The organism is Methylomonas sp. 2F7 (genome assembly GCF_057126975.1).
In genome coordinates this window covers 2,589,889-2,607,901 of record NZ_CP195203.1, presented here as the reverse complement: position 1 = coordinate 2,607,901, position 18,013 = coordinate 2,589,889, and the positions used below count along the sequence as shown (strand labels likewise).

19 protein-coding genes are annotated in these 18,013 nt (G+C 51.4%); 16 read left to right on the top strand and 3 right to left on the bottom strand.

What is annotated here, in order from left to right; translation table 11 throughout:
• Positions 1-7: 7 nt before the first annotated feature.
• From aroA to ACR64Q_RS11570, 6 genes are all read left to right on the top strand, one after another.
• Positions 8-1,324 carry a 3-phosphoshikimate 1-carboxyvinyltransferase gene (aroA, locus tag ACR64Q_RS11595; RefSeq protein ID WP_026601003.1) on the top strand — a complete coding sequence of 439 codons (1,317 nt, stop codon included), beginning with the start codon at positions 8-10 and terminating at the stop codon, positions 1,322-1,324.
• A 1-nt stretch (position 1,325) separates the two neighbouring features.
• Positions 1,326-1,982, top strand: a complete 657-nt coding sequence (gene cmk / locus ACR64Q_RS11590; RefSeq protein WP_026601002.1) for a (d)CMP kinase — start codon at positions 1,326-1,328, stop codon at positions 1,980-1,982.
• Positions 1,983-2,077: 95 nt separating this feature from the next.
• A complete protein-coding gene (gene rpsA, locus ACR64Q_RS11585; protein ID WP_020481456.1) occupies positions 2,078-3,739 on the top strand; it encodes a 30S ribosomal protein S1 in 1,662 nt (553 codons plus the stop codon).
• Positions 3,740-3,805: 66 nt separating this feature from the next.
• Positions 3,806-4,111 (top strand): integration host factor subunit beta, encoded by a 306-nt coding sequence (locus ACR64Q_RS11580; RefSeq protein ID WP_033193988.1) that lies wholly within the window; start codon positions 3,806-3,808, stop codon positions 4,109-4,111.
• A 169-nt stretch (positions 4,112-4,280) separates the two neighbouring features.
• Positions 4,281-5,240 carry an acetylxylan esterase gene (locus ACR64Q_RS11575; RefSeq protein WP_313734860.1) on the top strand — a complete coding sequence of 320 codons (960 nt, stop codon included), beginning with the start codon at positions 4,281-4,283 and terminating at the stop codon, positions 5,238-5,240.
• A gap of 3 nt (positions 5,241-5,243) precedes the next feature.
• Complete coding sequence (locus ACR64Q_RS11570; protein WP_020481453.1) at positions 5,244-5,972, top strand: esterase family protein; 729 nt, start codon at positions 5,244-5,246, stop codon at positions 5,970-5,972.
• A 33-nt stretch (positions 5,973-6,005) separates the two neighbouring features.
• Here the strand turns inward: ACR64Q_RS11570 and ftsH are convergent, their stop codons facing one another.
• From ftsH to purE, 3 genes are all read right to left on the bottom strand, one after another.
• On the bottom strand, positions 6,006-7,850 hold the full coding sequence (ftsH, locus tag ACR64Q_RS11565) for an ATP-dependent zinc metalloprotease FtsH (RefSeq protein WP_313734859.1): 1,845 nt from the start codon (positions 7,848-7,850) through the stop codon (positions 6,006-6,008).
• Positions 7,851-7,922: 72 nt separating this feature from the next.
• On the bottom strand, positions 7,923-9,017 hold the full coding sequence (locus ACR64Q_RS11560) for a 5-(carboxyamino)imidazole ribonucleotide synthase (protein WP_313734858.1): 1,095 nt from the start codon (positions 9,015-9,017) through the stop codon (positions 7,923-7,925).
• On the bottom strand, positions 9,014-9,511 hold the full coding sequence (gene purE, locus ACR64Q_RS11555; RefSeq protein WP_313734857.1) for a 5-(carboxyamino)imidazole ribonucleotide mutase: 498 nt from the start codon (positions 9,509-9,511) through the stop codon (positions 9,014-9,016). Before purE ends, ACR64Q_RS11560 begins: the two co-directional genes overlap by 4 nt.
• Positions 9,512-9,657: 146 nt before the next feature.
• Here purE and ccmA point away from each other — a divergent pair, with 146 nt between their 5' ends.
• Genes ccmA through hemN form a run of 10 tightly spaced genes read left to right on the top strand, consistent with a single transcriptional unit; the run spans position 9,658 to position 17,817 of the window.
• Entirely contained in the window at positions 9,658-10,290 is a 633-nt protein-coding gene (gene ccmA, locus ACR64Q_RS11550; RefSeq protein WP_313734855.1) for a cytochrome c biogenesis heme-transporting ATPase CcmA, read from the top strand.
• Entirely contained in the window at positions 10,281-10,955 is a 675-nt protein-coding gene (gene ccmB, locus ACR64Q_RS11545) for a heme exporter protein CcmB (protein WP_313734853.1), read from the top strand. The genes ccmA and ccmB overlap by 10 nt, the downstream gene beginning before the upstream one ends.
• Complete coding sequence (locus tag ACR64Q_RS11540) at positions 10,955-11,716, top strand: heme ABC transporter permease (protein WP_026600996.1); 762 nt, start codon at positions 10,955-10,957, stop codon at positions 11,714-11,716. Before ccmB ends, ACR64Q_RS11540 begins: the two co-directional genes overlap by 1 nt.
• On the top strand, positions 11,713-11,880 hold the full coding sequence (gene ccmD, locus ACR64Q_RS11535) for a heme exporter protein CcmD (RefSeq protein ID WP_313734852.1): 168 nt from the start codon (positions 11,713-11,715) through the stop codon (positions 11,878-11,880). The genes ACR64Q_RS11540 and ccmD overlap by 4 nt, the downstream gene beginning before the upstream one ends.
• Positions 11,877-12,311 carry a cytochrome c maturation protein CcmE gene (gene ccmE / locus ACR64Q_RS11530; RefSeq protein ID WP_026600994.1) on the top strand — a complete coding sequence of 145 codons (435 nt, stop codon included), beginning with the start codon at positions 11,877-11,879 and terminating at the stop codon, positions 12,309-12,311. Before ccmD ends, ccmE begins: the two co-directional genes overlap by 4 nt.
• Entirely contained in the window at positions 12,308-14,251 is a 1,944-nt protein-coding gene (locus ACR64Q_RS11525) for a heme lyase CcmF/NrfE family subunit (RefSeq protein WP_313734851.1), read from the top strand. The genes ccmE and ACR64Q_RS11525 overlap by 4 nt, the downstream gene beginning before the upstream one ends.
• Positions 14,251-14,781 (top strand): DsbE family thiol:disulfide interchange protein, encoded by a 531-nt coding sequence (locus ACR64Q_RS11520; protein WP_313734850.1) that lies wholly within the window; start codon positions 14,251-14,253, stop codon positions 14,779-14,781. The genes ACR64Q_RS11525 and ACR64Q_RS11520 overlap by 1 nt, the downstream gene beginning before the upstream one ends.
• Positions 14,778-15,233 carry a cytochrome c-type biogenesis protein gene (locus ACR64Q_RS11515; protein WP_313734849.1) on the top strand — a complete coding sequence of 152 codons (456 nt, stop codon included), beginning with the start codon at positions 14,778-14,780 and terminating at the stop codon, positions 15,231-15,233. The genes ACR64Q_RS11520 and ACR64Q_RS11515 overlap by 4 nt, the downstream gene beginning before the upstream one ends.
• Positions 15,230-16,438, top strand: coding sequence for a c-type cytochrome biogenesis protein CcmI (gene ccmI / locus ACR64Q_RS11510; RefSeq protein WP_313734848.1), 1,209 nt, complete (start codon positions 15,230-15,232; stop codon positions 16,436-16,438). The genes ACR64Q_RS11515 and ccmI overlap by 4 nt, the downstream gene beginning before the upstream one ends.
• Positions 16,438-17,817 (top strand): oxygen-independent coproporphyrinogen III oxidase, encoded by a 1,380-nt coding sequence (gene hemN, locus ACR64Q_RS11505; RefSeq protein ID WP_026600989.1) that lies wholly within the window; start codon positions 16,438-16,440, stop codon positions 17,815-17,817. The genes ccmI and hemN overlap by 1 nt, the downstream gene beginning before the upstream one ends.
• The last annotated feature ends 196 nt before the right edge of the window (positions 17,818-18,013 follow it).

The window sequence follows — 18,013 nt, the reverse complement described above, 5'->3', positions numbered from 1 at the left end:
GATTAACATGTCACAAACCATTACTTTTCAAGTGCAGCCGGGCGGTAGTTTGCGCGGCGAAATCCGTGTGCCTGGCGATAAATCCATGTCGCACCGTTCCATCATGCTGGGCTCGTTGGCGGAAGGCGTCACGCATGTCACCGGTTTTTTAAACGCGGAAGATGCAATTTCTACCTTGGAAGCGTTCCGGGCCATGGGCGTAAAAATCGAAGGGCCGGTTAATGGGGAAGTGACAATTCATGGCGTTGGCAAGCACGGCTTAAAAGCGCCGCAAGCGCCTTTGTATTTGGGTAATTCGGGTACCTCCATGCGATTGCTGAGTGGTTTGTTGGCTGGTCAGCCTTTCGATACGGTGTTGACTGGCGACAAGTCGTTGGAATCGCGGCCGATGAAACGGGTGACCGCGCCGTTGGCATTGATGGGGGCCGAGATTATTACCCAGGAAAACGGCACCGCGCCGCTGCATATCAAAGGTAAAGCCGGCAAATTACAAGGCATTCATTACGATATGCCGATTGCCAGCGCCCAGGTCAAATCCTGTTTGTTGCTTGCCGGCATGTATGCCGAAGGCGAAACCAGCGTCACCGAACCTGCACCAACCCGCGATCATACCGAGCGCATGTTGAACGGTTTCGGCTACCCGGTCACGCGCGAAGGCAGTACCGCGCGCATCACTAACCAAGGCAAGTTAACTGCGGCGCGTATTGATGTGCCCAGCGATATTTCCTCGGCGGCGTTTTTTCTGGTCGGCGCCAGTATAGCGCCTGATTCCGATGTGACCTTGCGTCACGTCGGTATTAATCCAACCCGTACCGGCATCATTGATATTTTGAGGTTGATGGGCGCCAACATTGAAGTGTTGAACGAAAGAGAAGTGGGTGGCGAACCGGTTGCCGATCTCAGGGTGCGTTCCAGCCAATTGAAAGGTATCAATATTCCAGAGCATTTGGTGCCGCTGGCGATCGATGAGTTTCCGGTATTGTTTGTGGCCGCTGCTTGCGCCGAAGGCCAAACTGTATTGACTGGTGCGGAGGAGTTGCGGGTTAAGGAATCAGACCGCATTCAAGTCATGGCGGATGGTTTACAGATTCTCGGTGTCGATGCGCAACCAACCAAAGACGGTATGGTAATCAATGGCGGCGGCCACATAGGCACTGGCGAAGTCGAATCTCATGGTGACCACCGAATTGCGATGTCGTTTTCGATTGCCGGCTTGCGTGCTTCCGGACCGATCACAATCAAGGATTGTGCGAATGTGAATACTTCGTTTCCGGAGTTCCGCGACTTGGCGACCAAACTAGGTTTGGCTCTGACGAGCTTTTAGCATGCAAGTACCGGTATTGACTATAGACGGCCCCAGCGGTGCCGGCAAAGGTACGGTTAGCCGTGCCGTTGCAAAACTTTTGGGGTGGAATTATCTGGATAGTGGCTCGATTTACCGCTCGTTGGCTGTAGCAGTCTTAAAATCCAGTGTCGAGTTATCGGACGTAACCGCTATTTGCCGAGTCGCTGAAGCTATGTCGTTAGAATTCGATTGTGGCGAACAGTTGATCGTTAAGCTTGATGGCGCCGATATTACTAGCCAACTTGGCTCCGAAACCACCGGTAATACTGCGTCCATCATTGCCGCGTACCCTGAGGTGAGGGCGGTGTTATTGCAAAAACAAAAGGATTTTCAAAGGCTTCCGGGCTTGGTTGCAGACGGCCGAGATATGGGCAGCGTTGTCTTTAAGGATGCCAAAATCAAGGTTTATTTAACCGCGAGCGCCGAGGAAAGGGCGCTTAGACGATATAAACAGTTGATTGAAAAGGGGATTGATGCTAACCTTCCCCAAATCACTCGGGAAATAGAAGAACGCGATTGTCGCGATCAGCAGCGAGCTACTGCTCCGCTCACCGTGCCGGAAGGCGCGCATTATATCGATTCATCCAGTTTGACTATTCAGCAAGTGATTGAGCAGGTAGTAAATTTAGTCAATTGAGGCTATTGGTGGTTATCGAATTCTTATCGGTGACTTTATTTTAATTCAGAGAAGAGAAAGCTTGCTTGAGTCTTAGCAAGTTTGGGAAAGAAGAGATGGGCGAAAGCTTTGCAGAGTTGTTTGAAGAGAGTTATGCCAAGACCGAAATGCGTCCTGGCGCAATGCTAATTGGTACCGTTGTTGATATCGAAAACGAATTTGTTATCGTCAGCACACAAGCCAAATCAGAAGGGGTCATTCCTAAATGGCAATTTCTGAATGCCGATGGCGACCTAGAGGTCAACGTAGGCGACGAAATTGAGGTTGCTCTCGATTTATTCGAAGATGGCCTGGGCGCCACTCTTCTTTCCCGTGATAAAGCCAAGAAAAGCAAAGCTTGGGCGGAACTGGAAAAAGCCTTTGAAACCCAAGAAACCATCGTCGGCCGTATCAACGGCAAAGTGCGTGGCGGTTTCACCGTTGCAGTCGGTGCATTACGCGCCTTCTTGCCAGGCTCTCTGGTTGACGTGCGTCCTATCCGCGATACCGCTTTCCTGGAAAATCGCGACCTGGAATTTAAAGTCATCAAAATCGATCAAAAACGCAACAACGTCGTGTTGTCACGTCGTGCGGTGGTCGAAAGCGAATACAGCGCAGAGCGCGAAGAATTGGTTAAAACGCTGCAAGACGGCGCGATTGTTACCGGTATCGTTAAAAACCTCACTGATTACGGTGCGTTTATCGACCTGGGCGGCGTTGACGGTCTGCTGCACATTACCGACATGGCATGGCGCCGCGTACGTCACCCATCCGAGTGCGTAGAAATCGGTCAGGAAGTTAAAGTTAAGGTCCTGAAATTCGATAAAGACAAAACTCGCGTATCGTTGGGCATGAAACAAATGGATGAAGATCCATGGCAAAACATTGCTCGTCGTTACCCAGCCGGCACTCGCGTGTTCGGTAAAGTTAACAACCTGACAGACTACGGTTGCTTCGTGGAAATCGAAGAAGGTGTTGAAGGCTTGGTGCACGTATCCGAAATGGACTGGACCAACAAAAACGTCAACCCATCCAAAGTTGTGCAATTGGGTGATGAAGTTGAAGTTATGGTTCTGGAAATCGACGAAGAACGTCGTCGTATTTCGCTGGGCATGAAACAATGCCGTTCGAATCCATGGGACGAATTTGCCGCTACACATAACAAAGGCGACAAAATCTCCGGCAAAATCAAATCGATTACTGATTTCGGTATCTTCATCGGCCTGGACGGCGGTATTGACGGTTTGGTTCATATGTCCGACATTTCCTGGAACGAGAACGACGAAGAAGCCATTCGCAATTACAAAAAAGGCGATGAAGTCGAGACTGTGATTTTGGCTGTGGATTCCGAGCGCGAGCGTATTTCGCTGGGTATCAAACAACTGGAACAAGATCCTTTCCAAAACTACATCGCTGTGCATGAAAAAGGCAGCTTAGTTAAAGGCGTCATCAAAGAAATCGATGCTAAAGGTGCGATTGTAACTTTGGCAGATAACGTCGAAGGCTACTTGCGCGCTTCTGAAATTCAACGTGACCGCGTCGAAGATGCGCGTACCCTGTTGAAAGAGGGCGAAGAAATCGAAGCCAAATTTGTCGGTGTTGACAAAAAGACTAAATCTATTTCTTTGTCTATCAAAGCGAAAGATGTCGAAGAAGAGTCTAATGCCATTAAAGATTACTCGTCTCAAAATGCTGGCACAGCCACATTAGGCGATATCTTTAAACAAATGGACAAGTAGTAAAACCATCTCCAAGGGTGACATGACTGGGTCATGTCACCCTTTTTTGATTATTCAGGGCTGGATGTGACAAAATCAGAATTGATAGAGATGCTGGCACGAAAGCAGCCTCATCTCGCGCTTAAAGATGTTGAATTGGCAGTCAGATGCGTTGTTGACCACTTGAGCGATACTCTAGCAAGTGGCGATAGGATAGAAATTAGAGGTTTTGGCAGTTTTTCATTACACCATCGTTCAGCACGATTAGGACGTAATCCCAAAACCGGCGATTCAGTGTCCTTAACAGAAAAGCATGTGCCGCATTTTAAACCCGGAAAGGAATTGCGGGATATGGTTGATGCTTCCAGAGAAAAATTCAAAATCGTCGATTGACGGCGAATGCTGAATTCAAAATCCAACACAACCCACACAATATGTGAATGGTGTTTAACTTTAGATGATTTTCGAGTGGCGGCATTCGTCGCCACTTTATTGTCGTTGTTCCATTGCGAATTAGGCTTGCATACGGACCTAAGCAAAATTTCACCAGACAGATTTGCCAGTGAGCTTATTCGATCATTATTACAGCTATGATCCTGGCTATGGCTACGGTCTCGACGAGTTGTTAAGCGTTCCGGCGCCGCAAGAGCCTGCCGATTTCAGTCGATTTTGGCGGGATAAATATCAAAAAGCCTTAACGGTCTCTCCGCAATTTTCTCTTAATTACCAATGCCAACGCGGGGGCTACCGGGTCTATGACATAAGCTATCGGTCTACCGATGGTTTTCATATTGCCGGCTGGCTGCTTGAGCCGGATGCGCAACCCATTACTCGGAGCATAGTGGTCGGCCATGGTTATGGCGGCAGAGAGCAACCCGATTTTCATCTCAACATACCGGGGGCAGCCTTACTTTTTCCTTGCTTTCGCGGCATATCTCGCAGCCGCTGCGAGCGCTTGCCGGAACAGCCGAATCAACATGTCGTGCAAGACATCGATGATCCTAATCATTACGTGATCGGCGGATGTGTAGAAGATCTCTGGCTGGCTGTAACCGTTCTGGCCGAGCGTTATCCGGCAATCGCGGATAAGATCGGCTATATGGGCATTAGCTTTGGTGGCGGAATCGGAGCATTGGCCGCGCCATGGGACGCCAGAATCAAGAGAGTGCACTTGAATGTGCCCACCTTTGGCAATCAACCCTTGCGTTTAAGTTTGCCTACCAGCGGCAGTGCTGCGGCTTTGAAAGCCTATAGTCAATCTCACCATAATGTGTTTGACACATTAGCCTATTATGATGCCGCTGTTTCGGCGCGTTATGCATTGCAGCCCTTGCATGCCGCAGTCGCATTATTCGACCCGGTCGTAGCGCCACCCGGACAATTTGCAATCTACAATGCGTGGGCCGCGGACAAACATTTGTTTATATTGGATGCGGGGCATTTTGATTATCCGCGCCAACATGATCAGGAGCGGCAGCTGATTACGGAGCTGCAAAGTTTTTTCGGGGAATCGTCGCTTTAGATTATGAATCGCGAATATCACCACTGGTACAGCCCGCGCCTGGGTCGCGACATGGAGTTCCTGGTTTTCGGTCACGCCGGGGCCAAAGTACTGATTTTTCCGACTCGCGACGGCCGTTTTTACGAATACGAGAACCTCGGCATCGTCGAACGGTTACGCAATAAAATTGAAGCGGGACACATACAACTGTACTGTGTTGACAGTATTGATCATGAAACTTTTTACTGTTTTTGGCGGCGGCCGAAAGACCGTATTCAGCGGCACATGTTTTTCGAAGACTATATATTGAACGAAATCATGCCGTTCATGGCCTTAAAGAATCCGCACCCCTGCGTCATTGCTCACGGCTGTAGTTTGGGTGGTTATCACGCGGCTAATATTGCTTTCCGCCATCCACATTTGTTTAAAAAATTAGTAGCCTTCTCCGGTCGTTTCGATTTGACGCTGGAAGTAGAGTGTTTCAAAAACTTGTTCGACGGCTACTACGACGATCATGTCTATTTCCACACGCCAACGCACTTTCTACCAAACCTGAACTGCGAAGCGCAATTAAAGTATTTGCAGCAAATGGAAATTACTTTGGTGATCGGTAAGGAAGATCCGTTTTTGCAGAACAATCATGAGTTAAGTCACATATTAGCAGCCAAGGGTATTCCCCACGCCTTGTATGAATGGGAAGGTCGCGCGCATCAGGGGCACTACTGGCGCAGAATGGCCCCGCTGTATATCTGACAGAAACCAGTTCTGCTCGGTGAAAAAAGCGTACTACTGCGCTGGTAAGTTCCCAGCGTCCAGTGATTGTTTTACATCAGGCGCTGGCGGAGCGATAGTTCGCCCTTGCATCAATTCATCTATCTGATGTTTGTCCAATGTTTCCCAGTCTAGTAAGGCTTGCGCCATATTGTGCAGAATATCGATATTTTCCTTCAGCAGGGTTTCGGCTCTAAGATAATTATTGTCGACAATTAACCTGATCTCCCGATCAATCAAGCGCGCCATGTGTTCCGACATGGGTTTGGCTTGCGGTCCCAAGTAGCTGCCTTCGTTATCGCCGTAGTCCAACGGCCCCAGGTTATCGGATAACCCCCATTTGGTAACCATGTTGCGGGCTAATTGAGTGGCGCGCTGAATGTCGTTGCTCGCCCCGGTGGTGACTTTATTCTTACCGTAAACCAGCGCTTCCGCAGCCCGGCCGCCGAACAAGCTGGAGATTTGGCCTTCCAATTTGTCCTTGCTGGCACTGTATTCATCGCGCTCCGGCAAAAACATCGTGATGCCCAGCGCACCGCCGCGCGGCATGATGCTGACTTTGTAAACCGGATCGTGCTCCGGTACCAAACGTCCGACAATGGCATGTCCGGCTTCGTGGTAGGCGGTCATCAACAGGTCTTCGCGGCTCATGATCATCGTCCGCTTTTCCGCGCCCATTATGGTTTTGTCGCGGGCTTTATCCAGGTCGTTCATCGTGATTTCCCGCTGATTATTGCGGGCGGCGAATAAGGCGCCTTCGTTGATCAGATTGGCCAGTTCGGCACCGGAAAATCCCGGCGTGCCGCGCGCCAGATCATTCAAATTGACGTCATCGGCTAAGGGTACCCGGCTGGAATGTACCCTGAGAATTTGCTCGCGGCCTTTAATGTCCGGCAGGCTGACTTGCACTTGCCGGTCGAACCGTCCGGGGCGCAGCAAGGCTTTATCCAATACATCAATGCGGTTGGTGGCGGCGATGACGATGATGCCTTCGTTGCCGCTAAAGCCGTCCATTTCCACCAATAATTGATTCAGGGTTTGCTCGCGCTCTTCCGTGCCGCCCATATTGCCGGGGCTGCGTTGCCGGCCGACCGCATCGATTTCGTCGATAAAAATGATGCATGGCGCGTGTTTTTTGGCTTGCACGAATAAATCGCGCACTCTGGATGCGCCAACCCCGACAAACATTTCCACGAAGTCAGAACCCGAGATAGAGAAAAAAGGTACACCGGCTTCCCCGGCAATCGCCCGCGCCAGCAATGTTTTACCGGTGCCGGGAGGGCCGACCATCAGCACGCCTCTGGGGATTTTACCGCCCAAGGCTTCGTATTTGCCCGGCGCTTTCAGAAAATCGACCAGTTCCGCGACGTCCTGCTTGGCTTCTTCGACGCCGGCAACGTCTTTGAAACGGACCTTTACCTGATTCTCCGTCATCAACTTGGCTCGGCTTTTACCGAAATTACTTTGAGCGCCAGCACCAAGCAATTGTTTGCGCATGAAATAAATCAACACGCCAATCAGCAAAAAGGTGGGTGCCCAGGAGTAAAACACCTGCATGAATGTGGATTGGGTTAACGGTCTTTGCACGACGATCTTCACGCCATTCTGCAATAGATCCTCTATCACCGTCACATCGCCCGGGCTATATGCGGTAAACCGTGTGCCGTTGTGCCTCAGGCCATCGATGGCTCGGCCGTCGATCACTACTTCGGCCACCATTTTGCCGCGTATATCCTGGATGAAGTCGGAATACGGAATATCGCCTTGCGAGCTATAGGCGGCAGGGGCAGGATTAAAAGTTACAAACGCCGCAACGGAGATGCCGGCCAATATGAACAACAAGAACAAAATTTTTTTCATGGTTGCGGCCTCTATGTTCTGCGGAACGGTTTTGGCTTGCATGCCAAAACCGCCCGGATTCAAGCTAAGAGATCATGATTCGTCGACAGCCAACGCCAGATCAGCCAAACGCTGCAACGCTTCCCGGTAGGCGGTTTCAGAATCAGTTCTGATCGTGGCATGCGCCACTTTTCGGCCCTTGCGCGGAGCTTTGTCATACAGATGCAAATGCGCGTTTGGAATGTTTAGCAGTTGCGCGTCGTCGGCCAGACCGCCGATGAAGTTCACCATGCCGGCGTAACCGCGCGGCTTTGTCGAGCCTAACGGTAAATTCAGAATCGCCCGCAAGTGATTTTCGAATTGGCTGGTTTCCGAACCTTCTATCGTCCAATGCCCGGAATTATGGACCCTCGGCGCAAACTCATTGGCTAGCAGTTCGCCGTTCAAGTCGAACAACTCCAAGGCAACGACTCCTACATAATCCAGTTTTTCTAGCAATAACTTGACGTAACGCTCCGCGATGGCTTGCTCGGGATCATCGCTGCGGCATTCTGCCACTCTTAAAATACCGCCGCGATGTTGATTTTCGGATAAAGGGTAGTAGGCAATTTCGCCGGAAGGACTGCGGGCGGCGATGATCGACACTTCACGTTGAAACGGTACAAAGCCTTCGACAATAGACGCGGCGCCTTGCATGCTTTCCCAGGCTAACTCCAGTTCTTCTGTGGATTTTAGAACGACTTGGCCTTTCCCGTCATAGCCCATGCGCCGGCTTTTTAAAATAGCCGGGTAACCGATTTCTGGCATGGCTTGCTGTAAGTCTGCCAAGCTATCGACAGGCGCAAAGGGGGCGGTACGTATGCCTAAGTCTTTGAAGAAATTCTTCTCAAGTAATCGGTCTTGGGCGACGGCCAGCGCACCCGCAGGCGGGTAAACTTGGGTATGGCTAGACAGAAATTCTGCAACATGGGCCGGCACGTTTTCGAATTCGTAGGTTACAACATCGGCTTTCTCGGCGAGTTGAGCCAATAAGTCTGGATCGTCGTAAGCGCCCAATAAATGTTCACTCAAACCACCAGCGCCAGCCAGCGGATCGGGATCGAGGACGATAAACTGTAAGCCCAGTGGATAACCGGCCAAGGCGATCATTCTGGCGAGCTGGCCGCCACCCAAAACTCCTATCTTCATCCGGCCACCTGTCTAGGATCAGGCGTAGCGATGACACTGTCGGTTTGTTGTTGACGGTAGGCATCCAAAGCGGGGCGGTATTGTGGATGTTTGTTGCTGATAATCGCAGCAGCTAACAACGCCGCGTTGATGGCACCGGCCTTGCCGATGGCCAGCGTGCCAACCGGAATGCCTGCCGGCATTTGCACGATCGATAGTAAAGAATCCATACCGTTCAAGGCTTTGGACTGTACCGGTACGCCCAAAACTGGCAATGCGGTCTTGGCGGCTGTCATGCCCGGCAAATGCGCGGCACCGCCGGCACCAGCGATGATCACTTCCAAACCTTTGCCTTCCGCGCTCTCCGCATACCGAAACAACTTGTCGGGGGTGCGATGGGCCGAAACCACTTCGACTTCATGCGGAATATCAAGGTGTTCTAGGGTTTGCGCTGCATGTTGCATGGTTTCCCAATCCGAGGTGGAACCCATGATGATGCCTATCAATGCGGTCATGCAAAATCTCCGGTATCTGCGATAAATCAAAACGGGCCCGATTATCGCATAAATGGGGAGATTTTCTCTGTAGGCAAATTGCGAACTATGCCGGGCTTAATGATAAGATAGCGCCCCTCGTAACGTGTCGGCCTAAGGACGGATGAATGGAAAACTCGCAACACGCTTCGCTGCAAGCCAGTGAGTTATCGTGTTTTCGCGATGAGCGCTTGTTGTTTTCCGATTTGAGTTTTGAATTGCATCCTGGCGAAGTGTTGTTACTGGAAGGTGCTAACGGCAGTGGTAAGACCTCGCTGTTGCGGATTCTGTGCGGATTTAGAGAAGCCGATGTAGGCGATATATATTGGTGTGGCAGCAAAATCTCCGACAGCAGTTATTACAACGACATGGCTTATGTCGGTCATGCCGACGGCACTAAAAAGGAATTGACCGTGTTGGAAAACCTTAAGTTTGCGTTGGCGTTAGGTAGCGTCGGCAAATACAGTATTGATCAGGCCTTGGACAAAGTACAACTCGCGGGATTCGACGATAACCCCGTGCATACCTTGTCGGCTGGCCAAAAGCGTCGTTTATCGCTGGCGCGCTTGTTGATCACACATAATTTGCTGTGGATACTTGACGAACCGTTCACCTCGCTGGATAGGCAAGGTATTAAATTGATAGAGTCGCTGATGGCCGAGCATATTGCCCAAGGCGGCATGGCGGTGTTGACCTCTCATCACGATCTGAGTATGGCCGATCTCAATCTGAAACGCATTCATCTGCAAGCATGCCAATAATTGCGGCATTTTGGGCGATCATTCGCCGGGATTTATTATTGGCGTTTCGGCGTCGGGCCGAAATGGCTAATCCGCTATTTTTTTTCGTGTTGGTGGTGACCTTGTTTCCGCTGGCGGTGGGTGCCCAGCCCAATTTGCTGCGCACTATGGCGCCGGGTGTGATTTGGGTTTCCGCCTTATTGGCGGCTTTGTTATCCTTAGACGGATTGTTCCGCAGCGATTTTGACGATGGCTCTCTGGAGCAAATGCTGCTTAGCCCGCATGCCTTATCTATATTGGTACTGGGCAAAATTATCGCCCATTGGCTGGTCACCGGCCTGCCTTTGTTGTTGGTGGCGCCGTTGCTGGCGGTGTTTTTGGGCTTACCCGAGCAAGCCATGGGAACTTTATGGCTGACGCTGATCTTAGCTACGCCGCTCCTGAGCCTAATCGGCGCCATCGGCGTGGCGTTGACAGTGGGTTTGCGCCGGGGCGGCATGTTGCTTTCCTTGTTGGTGTTACCGCTGTATGTGCCGGTGTTGATCTTCGCCAGCGGTGCTGTCGATAGGGCTGCGAGTGGATTGCCTGTCGATGCCCAACTGAATATTTTATTGGCTATGTTGCTGTCGGCACTGGTGTTGGTGCCGTTGCCAACCGCCGCTGCGTTAAAAATGAGTGTTAATTGATGTCTTGGATCCCTGCGCCGGTTAGCCGGTTTTTTCATCGTACTTCGTCGCCACCGTATTTTTATGCTTTGGCGGATCGTTTCATCCCTTGGCTGACGGTTATTTTTATAGTGCTGCTCGGTGCTGGTCTTTATGGTGGCCTATATCTTGCCCCTACCGATTATCAGCAGGGAGATAGTTACAGGATTATTTATATCCATGTGCCGGCGGCCTGGATGTCCTTGTTTATTTATGTGCTGATGGCGGTAATGGGCGGGATTGCTCTGATCTGGCGCATGAAACTGGCCGAGGTGATGCTGATCAGTAGTGCGCCGATTGGCGCCGGCTTTACCTTTGTGGCCTTGGTGACCGGTTCCTTGTGGGGCAAACCGATGTGGGGTACTTGGTGGGTGTGGGATGCGCGCTTAACTTCGGAATTGATCCTGTTGTTTCTGTATCTGGGTGTGATCAGTTTGTACGGCGCCATTGAAGAAAAGCGGGCGGCGGCGCGAGCGGTGTCGATTCTGGCACTGGTGGGTGTGGTGAACATCCCGATTATTCATTACTCGGTGCAATGGTGGAATACGCTGCATCAAGGCCCGACGGTCAGCAAAATGGATAAACCTTCCATACACGTCAGTATGCTGGTACCTCTGTTGCTGATGGCGGTGGCTTTTAAGTTTTATTATCTGATTGCGGTATTACAGGCCGCCAAATTGGAATTACTGAAGCGCGAAACTAGCTCGCAATGGGTGAAGGCGCTGCTGGAGAAACAAGCATGAGCTGGGAAAGCTTTTTATACATGGGCGGTTACGCCGTCTACGTTTGGCCTGCCTACGGCGTGACAGCACTGGTATTGATCGTCAATATCCTGTTGCCGGTTCTGCAACGCAAGCAATTGCTGCGTGAGCTCACAATCAAACAAAAACGGTCACAGGCGCGATGAAACCCATACGAAAGCAGCGCTTGTTTCTGATTATTCTGATGTTGGCAGGCTTAGGGTTGGCGGCCACCTTTGCGTTAAAAGCCTTCAACGAAAATCTGATGTATTTTTTCTCCACCAGTGACGTGGCTGCCGGCAAAGCACCGAGTAATGCGGTGTTTCGCTTAGGGGGTATGGTGGTGAAAGGCAGCGTGGAACGGCCCAATGCGGATTTATTGGTGCGCTTTAAACTCAGCGATTTCGAAAAGGAAGTGACGGTGGAATATTCAGGCATCTTGCCGGATTTGTTCAGGGAAGGGCAGGGCATCGTCGCCAAGGGTGCTTTGGACGGCCGCGGCGTGTTTGTTGCCGAGGAAGTGCTGGCCAAACACGATGAAAATTACATGCCGCCGGAAGTCGCCGGCAGCCTGAAAAAACCGGCGGCGCAGCCATGATCCCTGAAATCGGCCACTTCGCATTAATTCTGGCCTTATGCATGGCGAGTGTACAAGGCGTGTTACCAATTTTCGGAGCAGCAAAGTCGGTTACCGGCTGGGTGCATATCGCCAGACCGGCGGCATTCGGGCAATTGCTGTTCATTGGTATCGCCTACGCGTGCTTGACGGCCAGTTTCATCAGTCATGATTTTTCCGTGGCTTATGTTGCACAAAACTCCAATACCGCACTGCCGCTGATTTATCTTATTTCCGGGGTATGGGGCGCGCATGAAGGTTCTTTATTACTTTGGGCTTTGACTTTATCGATTTGGACTGCGCTGGTCGCTGCCTTTAGCCAACACATACCCGACGCCACCCGGGCGCGGGTGCTGGGGGTGATGGGATTGGTCAGTATCGGCTTTATCCTGTTTTTATTGCTGACTTCAAATCCCTTCGAACGCTTATTTCCTTTCCCCGCTGAGGGGCGCGATTTAAATCCATTGCTTCAAGACCCCGGCTTGGCAATTCATCCGCCGATGCTATACATGGGCTATGTCGGCTTTTCTGTGGCCTTCGCGTTTTCGATAGCCGCCTTACTGGAAGGGCGATTAGACGCAGCCTGGGCCCGCTGGTCCCGGCCCTGGACCAATATCGCCTGGATGTTTTTAACGGTGGGTATCACCCTGGGCAGTTGGTGGGCTTATTACGAACTCGGTTGGGGCGGTTGGTGGTTTTGGGACCCTGTAGAAAACGCGTCCTTCATGCCCTGGCTGGTTGGAACGGCTTTAATTCACTCGCTGGCAGCTACCGAAAAACGCGGGGTGTTTAAAACTTGGACCGTGTTGTTGGCGATTTTCGCTTTTTCTTTGAGCTTGCTCGGCACCTTCCTGGTCCGTTCCGGGGTGTTGACCTCGGTACACGCCTTTGCCAGCGATCCAGCACGTGGCTTGTTTATCTTGATCTTCCTGGCCTTGGTGGTCGGTGGTTCACTGCTGTTGTACGCGATTCGTGCACCGCAAGTAAAAAGCCACGCCCGCTTTGAATTAGTCTCCAAGGAATCGGTATTGCTGGTCAACAATGTACTGCTGGTCGTCACCGCCGCCAGCATCTTGCTGGGGACCTTGTATCCGCTGGTGGTCGATGCCTTGGGCTTGGGCAAATTGTCGGTTGGCCCGCCGTATTTCAACGCCGTATTTATTCCGCTGATGGCGCCATTGGCCTTGGTGGTTGGTCTTGGCGTGTTGATGCGCTGGAAAAGCGACGACCTGAAAGCACTGGGCTTACGGGTACGTTGGCTGATAGCCGCTTGCGTGGCCCTGGCCTTATTGACGCCATTACTGATGCCGTTTTATTCCTGGGGAGCCGCCTTGGGTACTGGCTTGGCGTTATGGACGCTGGCGATTACCGGCCTGGCTTTCAAACAACGCCTGCAAAGCTGGTCCTGGCAACGCTTGCAACAAATTCCTGCCGGTTTTTACGGTATGACCGTGGCGCATTTGGGTATCGCCGTATTTGTGATCGGGATTACCTACACCTCGGTCTATAGCATCGAACGCGATGTGCGCTTGGCACCGGAAGAAACCCTGGATCTATTCGGTTATGTGTTTCAATTTCATGGCGTAAAAAGCACTGAAGGTCCTAACTATCGGGCCGAGCAAGCCTATCTGACTGTCAGCCATAACGGCGAAACCGTCGCCGAATTATCACCGCAAAAGCGGGTGTATCGGGTGCAAACCATGCCAATGACCGAAGCGGCCATCGATGCCGGCGTATTCCGCGATTTATTCGTAGCCTTGGGTGAGCCTTTGGATAAACAAGGCGCCTGGAGCTTGCGGGTTTACTACAAAGCCTTCATCCGCTGGATCTGGATGGGCGGGGTATTCATGGCCTTGGGTGGTCTGATTGCCGCCTGCGACCGCCGCTATCGTTTGCTTAACAAACCTCTTACGCAAAGTTAATGAAGTATCTGTTACCGCTATTCTTGTTCATCGCCTTGGCGGTTTTTTTGGCGATCGGCTTAAACCTTAACCCGCGCGAAATCCCTTCGCCGCTGATCGACAAACCGGCGCCCGCCTTCAATTTGCCGATTCTGGCGACGCCTGAGCAACGCCTTAGCCAAGCTGATCTTAAAGGCAAAGTCTGGCTGTTGAATGTCTGGGCGTCCTGGTGCGTATCGTGCCGCGAAGAACATCCCTTATTGATCGAGCTGGCCAAACAAAATAAGGTGCTGCTGGTGGGTTTGAATTACAAGGACGAAATACAGGCCGCGAATGGCTGGCTGAGTAAACACGGCAACCCTTATAACGTCAGCGTGATGGACGCTGACGGTCGTACCGGCATCGACTACGGTGTTTACGGCGTACCGGAAACCTTTGTCATCGATAAACGCGGTGTTGTCCGGTACAAGCATACCGGGCCGGTGCAACCGGGCGATCTGGAAAAAATCTTTCTGCCCTGGATTGAACAATTGGAGGCGGAGAACGTATGAAATTTTTCTATGCCCTGATGTTATCGCTGCTGGTGTATCAAGCCCGCGCTGACATTGAATACCGCGATTTCAAACAACCCGAACAAGAACAGGCCTATCAAACCCTGATTTCCGAACTGCGCTGCCTGGTTTGTCAAAATCAAACCATTGCCGATTCCAATGCCGATCTGGCCAAGGACTTGCGCCGCCAAGTGTATGAAATGCTGCAACAAGGTAAATCCCGCCAAGACATCGTCGATTTCATGACCGACCGCTACGGCGATTTTGTTATGTACAAACCGGCTTTATCACTCAAAACCATGTTGCTTTGGCTTGGTCCCGTGCTGTTTTTAGTGATTGGTTTGGCGACAGTGTGGGTATTGCGCAGCAAGCCTGCTGGCACTGAGGCAGCGTTAAGTAAAGAACAGCAGGCCAAGCTCGATAGCATTCTGGACAAAGGTGACGACGCGTGAATCTTGAGTTTTGGCTAATCATAGCCGTTTTAGTGGCGCTGGCCTTACTGGTGTTGTTGCCGCCGCTGTTTAAGCTGACGCCGCTACGCACCGCCGACGGCGAGCAACGAAATACCAGCATAGCCCGCCAACAACTCGCTGAACTTAAATTGCAATTGCAAAACGGGGTATTGTCGCAAGATCAATATGATGGGCAATATCGCGAACTACAGTTAACCCTGCTGGACGACCTTGAAGGACCGGTAGCCGTCGCTGCAAACTCTAAAACCGGGCGATGGGTAGTGCCAATCATCGCCTTGGGCGTGCCGCTGATCAGCCTGTTTTTTTACGGGATGTTAGGCGAGCCGCAGGCATTGGCCAAGGCTGAGTTGGTGGCTAGCAATCAAAAAGCGGCCGACAATGTGGCAAATATGGTGGCCAAGTTAATTGAGCGACTCAAACAACAGCCTGATGATCTGGAAGGCTGGATGATGCTCGGGCGCTCGTATGTCTACATGCAGCAATACCAAAACGCTGCCGATGTGTTCGCCGAATTGAACAAACGCAAACCCAACGATCCTGCGGTGATGTTGCATTACGCCGATGCCTTGGCGATGGCACGTAACGGCCAAATGGGTGGCGAACCCGCCGAATTGGTTTTTCAGGCGTTGAAATTTGTGCCGGAAGATCACACCGCCTTATGGCTGGCCGGGATGGCCAAAGCCGAAGCCGGGGACTTCGCGCAAGCGATAAGTTATTGGAAAAAACTCTCCGGTTTGCTGCCTGCTGATAACGAAAGCCAGCAACAATTGCAGAAAATGATCCAAATGGCAGAGGCCGAACAGCAAAAGCCGCAGGGCGCCGCATCATCGGCCGGGTCAGTTGATATTCAGGTGAAAGTAGTGATGGACGATGCTTTAAAAACCAAAGTGGAGCCTCAACACACTGTCTTTATCTACGCGCAAGCCATTAGCGGTCCAAAAATGCCATTGGCGATCATCCGTAAACAGGTATCCGATCTGCCGGCCAGTGTGGTGCTGAACGACAGCGTGGCGATGCAACCGCAAACCCATCTGGCCGATTTCAAGCAACTGCGCATCGTCGCCCGGATTTCCAAAACCGGTAATGCGATGTCACAGCCCGGCGATTTGCTGGGTACGGCGCAACTGGATGCGGTAGAAGGTAATCCCAGCGTCAGCATTACCATCAATCAAGAAGTGCAGTAATGGATCAATCAATCAAATTCGACTTGGACTTAATCAAACGCTACGACAAGTCCGGTCCGCGCTATACCTCGTATCCCACTGCATTGGAATTGCACGAAGGCTTCGGCGAAGTCGAATATTTACAGCATATTCAAAAATCCAATGCCGCCGGCGGGCCGCTGTCGTTGTATTTTCATATTCCGTTCTGCGATACGGTGTGTTTTTACTGCGCCTGCAACAAGATCGTCACCAAAAATCGCGCGCACGCTGTGCCGTATTTGGAAAACCTGTGCCAGGAAATTGCCATGCAGGGCAAACTGTTCGATAACAGCCGCCCGGTCAATCAATTGCACTGGGGCGGCGGCACGCCGACGTTTTTAAGCTACGAGCAAATGAAACAGTTGATGGATACCACCCGTCAGCACTTTAACTTACGCGACGATGACAGCGGCGAATATTCCATCGAAGTCGATCCGCGCGAAACCAATGATTTAACCATCGCCCAATTGCGCGAGCTGGGTTTTAACCGCATTAGTTTAGGTCTACAGGATTTCGATCCGGATGTGCAAAAAGCCGTGAACCGCCTGCAAAGCCAGGAGCAAACCTTCGCGGTGTTGGAAGCGGCACGTAAGGAAGGCTTTCGTTCCACCAATATCGATTTAATCTACGGCTTGCCGCTGCAAACCGAACAAACCTTTGCCAACACGCTGGAGCAGGTGCTGGCTTATGCGCCGGATCGCTTTTCGATCTTTAACTACGCGCACATGCCCAGTCGCTTCAAAACCCAGCGGCAGATCAACGACAACGATTTGCCGACAGCGGCGGTGAAGCTGGAAATCCTGCAAATGGTCGGCCAGAAACTGACCGATGCCGGTTACGTTTACATCGGCATGGATCATTTCGCCAAACCCGATGACGAACTGGCCGTGGCGCAGCGCGAAGGCAAGCTATATCGCAACTTCCAAGGCTATTCCACCCATTCCGACTGCGATTTAGTGGGCTTGGGCGTGACCTCCATCGGCCGGGTCGGCGATGCCTACATGCAGAACTACAAGGAACTGGACGAATACGACGCGGCGATCTCGCAGGGTAAACTACCGGTGTTTCGCGGGGTGGATTTAGATGAAGACGACAAACTACGTCGGGCCGTAATTACCCAGTTGATTTGCCATTTCGAGCTCAGCTTCGGCAAAATCGAAACCGAGTTTAAAATCGATTTTGCCGAGTATTTTGCGCCCGAGCTGGAAAACCTGCGGCTGATGAAAGATGACGGCTTGCTGGAACTAAACGCCAATAGCATCAAAGTGTCTTCGGCAGGCCGCTTGCTGATCCGCAATATCTGCATGGTGTTTGACAAATACCTGGCGCAGAAACAGCAGCAGTTCTCTAAAGTGATCTGAGTTTAAGGCTCCGAGTTGGTTTCGATTTGATCACCCGATAAAGAGCGGTAAGTCTTCCCAACACAGGTTAATTTTAGTTTGTGGGATTTAAGCAAATACTGTCATGCCCGCCTAGCCGCGGGCATTCAGTCAAACGTCGGCCCCATTCATACTGCCTCGATCTCGGCAATCCCTGCCGGAATCATGATCACCTTTT

Bases quoted from the DNA above. Each gene is read 5' to 3' on its own strand.
- ccmD (WP_313734852.1), top strand. From the start codon at position 11,713: ATGAGCTGGGAAAGCTTTTTATACATGGGCGGTTACGCCGTCTACGTT.
- ccmE (WP_026600994.1), top strand. From the start codon at position 11,877: ATGAAACCCATACGAAAGCAGCGCTTGTTTCTGATTATTCTGATGTTG.
- aroA (WP_026601003.1), top strand. From the start codon at position 8: ATGTCACAAACCATTACTTTTCAAGTGCAGCCGGGCGGTAGTTTGCGC.
- hemN (WP_026600989.1), top strand. From the start codon at position 16,438: ATGGATCAATCAATCAAATTCGACTTGGACTTAATCAAACGCTACGAC.
- ccmA (WP_313734855.1), top strand. From the start codon at position 9,658: ATGGAAAACTCGCAACACGCTTCGCTGCAAGCCAGTGAGTTATCGTGT.
- cmk (WP_026601002.1), top strand. From the start codon at position 1,326: ATGCAAGTACCGGTATTGACTATAGACGGCCCCAGCGGTGCCGGCAAA.
- ACR64Q_RS11520 (WP_313734850.1), top strand. From the start codon at position 14,251: ATGAAGTATCTGTTACCGCTATTCTTGTTCATCGCCTTGGCGGTTTTT.
- rpsA (WP_020481456.1), top strand. From the start codon at position 2,078: ATGGGCGAAAGCTTTGCAGAGTTGTTTGAAGAGAGTTATGCCAAGACC.
- purE (WP_313734857.1), bottom strand. From the start codon at position 9,511: ATGACCGCATTGATAGGCATCATCATGGGTTCCACCTCGGATTGGGAA.
- ACR64Q_RS11525 (WP_313734851.1), top strand. From the start codon at position 12,308: ATGATCCCTGAAATCGGCCACTTCGCATTAATTCTGGCCTTATGCATG.
- ACR64Q_RS11570 (WP_020481453.1), top strand. From the start codon at position 5,244: ATGAATCGCGAATATCACCACTGGTACAGCCCGCGCCTGGGTCGCGAC.
- ACR64Q_RS11560 (WP_313734858.1), bottom strand. From the start codon at position 9,017: ATGAAGATAGGAGTTTTGGGTGGCGGCCAGCTCGCCAGAATGATCGCC.
- ACR64Q_RS11515 (WP_313734849.1), top strand. From the start codon at position 14,778: ATGAAATTTTTCTATGCCCTGATGTTATCGCTGCTGGTGTATCAAGCC.
- ccmB (WP_313734853.1), top strand. From the start codon at position 10,281: ATGCCAATAATTGCGGCATTTTGGGCGATCATTCGCCGGGATTTATTA.
- ACR64Q_RS11540 (WP_026600996.1), top strand. From the start codon at position 10,955: ATGTCTTGGATCCCTGCGCCGGTTAGCCGGTTTTTTCATCGTACTTCG.
- ftsH (WP_313734859.1), bottom strand. From the start codon at position 7,850: ATGAAAAAAATTTTGTTCTTGTTGTTCATATTGGCCGGCATCTCCGTT.